This window comes from Gilliamella sp. Fer1-1 (assembly GCF_001690825.1).
GTDB lineage: Bacteria > Pseudomonadota > Gammaproteobacteria > Enterobacterales > Orbaceae > Gilliamella > Gilliamella apicola_C.
The window spans coordinates 1-2,731 of the sequence record NZ_LZGX01000044.1; the positions used below are offsets into that span (position 1 = coordinate 1).

Annotated in this window: 3 protein-coding genes; 2 read left to right on the plus strand and 1 reads right to left on the minus strand. The window is 32.0% G+C overall.

Going from position 1 to position 2,731, the window contains the following annotated elements; genetic code table 11:
• Window positions 1-157: 157 nt before the first annotated feature.
• Window positions 158-1,054: a DMT family transporter gene (locus tag A9G28_RS06255; RefSeq protein ID WP_065580110.1), complete on the plus strand. Its 897-nt coding sequence runs from the start codon at window positions 158-160 to the stop codon at window positions 1,052-1,054.
• Between the two features lie 193 nt (window positions 1,055-1,247).
• Here A9G28_RS06255 and A9G28_RS06260 read toward each other — a convergent pair whose 3' ends face one another.
• On the minus strand, window positions 1,248-1,502 hold the full coding sequence (locus tag A9G28_RS06260) for a hypothetical protein (RefSeq protein WP_065580111.1): 255 nt from the start codon (window positions 1,500-1,502) through the stop codon (window positions 1,248-1,250).
• A gap of 738 nt (window positions 1,503-2,240) precedes the next feature.
• Here A9G28_RS06260 and A9G28_RS06265 point away from each other — a divergent pair.
• On the plus strand, window positions 2,241-2,731 hold a 491-nt coding region (locus tag A9G28_RS06265), incomplete at its 3' end, for a hypothetical protein (RefSeq protein ID WP_141674698.1).

The window sequence follows — 2,731 nt, forward strand, 5'->3', positions numbered from 1 at the left end:
TATTTTAAAATAAAAATAGAGTTATATTTTTTAATCAAATCCTTTCTTAATCTTTTTTAATTTAATATTGGCTACTAATTTTAGTAATAAATACCGTGCAATACGATATACTTTACTTTGATAACAATATTTATTAATGTGAACAAAGAGGATTATTATGTTATTTTCAAACAAAGCATCAGGGCACTTAATTGCATTAATGACCGTGTTTCTTTGGGGAACAACATTTATTGCGACTAAAGTTTTATTACTTGATTTCAAACCTGTGGAAATACTGTTTTTTCGATTCGGGCTTGGTTATTTATCCCTTTGGATACTATCACCACATTTTTTTTCTTGGCAGGGGATTCGGCAAGAAATAGTGTTTTTATTAGCTGGATTATGTGGCGTAACTTGTTATTTTTTATGTGAAAATATAGCCTTAACTTACACAACAGCTTCTAACGTTGGGATCATTACTACTTTAGCACCAATATTCACAGCGGTATTATCTATATTCTTTTTAAGAGCCGAAGTGCCACCTAAACGTTTTTATGTCGGTTGTTTATTTGCAATTATTGGTGTTGGATTAATTAGCTTTAATGGTAAATTTGTGCTGTCGTTAAATCCAATTGGCGATTTGCTGGCTATGTTGGCCTGCCTATTTTGGGCCTGCTATTCAATTTTAACAAAAAAAAGTAGTAACTATGGTTACAATATAATTTTATTAACAAGGCGATTCTTTTTTTACGGTTTGATATTGATGCTTCCCTTTTTATCTAGCTTTGATTTTGAATGGGGTTTATCACGGTTTACCAAGCCAGTTAATATTTTGAATATTTTATTTTTAGGCATTGGTGCTTCGGCTATTTGTTTTGCATCCTGGAATTATGCCGTTAAATTAGTGGGTGCGGTTAAAATTAGTATTTACTTATACTTAGTGCCAATTCTTACTATTATTGCTGCAGTTGTTATTTTAAACGAGCCTTTTACTTGGGTTGCCGCCATTGGAACCTTATTTACACTTTGTGGTGTGTTATTATCTGAAGGTAAAGTTAGAATAAGCAGAAAATAATTTGCTTAACCATTTGGTTAAATATGAGAAAGGAGCATAAACTCCTTTTTGTTTGATAATATTTTGTGATTTTTAGTCTAACTTTGGGTAATTAATAGTAATACAAAAAAGCAGTAAAGCGTAAAGGCAAAATACAATCCCCTGCCGTCAACCATATGCTATTTTTTGACATATGAAACGCTAGCATTGTGTGTTATGTATAAATGAATGCCGCAATTGTTGCAAATAAGGGTAATGAACAACCTAACGATAATGTCACAAAAAGCGACATTCTAGCTATACCGACGGTGTTTAAATCTTGCTTAAGATAAAGGTGGCAACGCACTGCACCTCCAGATAACACAGACAAGCCTATCGCATTATCAATCGCTGAACCAAGAATCAAAATTGAGGGTTTCAATTTGCCCCCTGCATAACGAGTAGCTAACCATTCATAAAAGATCAACATTAAATAACTACCCAGAGCGGATAAACAAGCAAATTAAATGACATTAATGGAAAGATTATAAAAAGCTTGCTTTAGATTGTTTAGATTAATGACTTTTAATAAATGCCAACAAACAATCAATGCAATAAAAAAGATAGATAACCCTAACAATAAAGCGAAATATTAGCGGTAGCGAGTAAAAAGTTCAATGAACTGCCATGGCAAAACTTTGCGTGCAAATACTTTCATCACGTAAACGCCAAAATTTGCTTTAATAATGCCTGAAATTTGCGGATTTTACCTTTCCAATCTATTGAAAACAATCCACGGAAAACAAAAAAATATATAAAAAACATTAATTATTAAATTTTTTCTTATTAAAAGGGCGCATTTGCTTTGTATAAAAAAGATTATATTGCGATAAAAACAGTTTGTACTTTCTATTAACACATTATTACATACATTTTTGAAGTAATTCGTTATTTGTTTTCATATTTTGTAGCAATACAATATGTTGAAATATTGTGCTAAAAATAAAGTTATATGCTACACTAAGTAGATAAATAATTAACCATTTGTGGTAATAAACAACTCTTTTAATCTAACGATGAATTACATAATAAGAATATGGAACAGGATAATATCACAATAAAAAATAAGAAAAAATGTAATAAAAAAAACAAAAATTCGTTATTTAAACAATGGGCATCAAGGTATCTTTCCCATTTTTATGAGGTTAGCATATATTGGTGTAATAATTTGTATTTAAAACTCACAAATAACCTAATCATCTTTAAATTAATTTTGCCTTTTTGTTGTTTAATGGGGGTTAGCATTCCTTTGTTGGCTGATTTGCCCCAAGTTGAGCCTGTGACAACGGCAAACATCATTCAGGGCTCAGCGCCTTATTTAACATTTGATGGTGGACAAACTCAATCGTGGGATACGGATAGATTTTTAAATATCGAGCTACCTGATGGTAAAGTGCTAACCCCAAAAAACAATCCCTCATCTATAGCTAATCCGATATCATTGCCACGTGATGGTATAAAACTTAGTGATATTAAAACGCTTATTCCATCGGGTCAAAACGCTATTTCAATGACCGATTTGCTGAATAATAATGGTTTTTGGGCGGATAAAGATGGCGATGGTGATATTACCGCAACGGGGAATTTAACCATTACAGGTCGAGATGCCAATGGTACTGAAATGGGATTAGATGATACCTTTCAGGATTGCTATGCGCC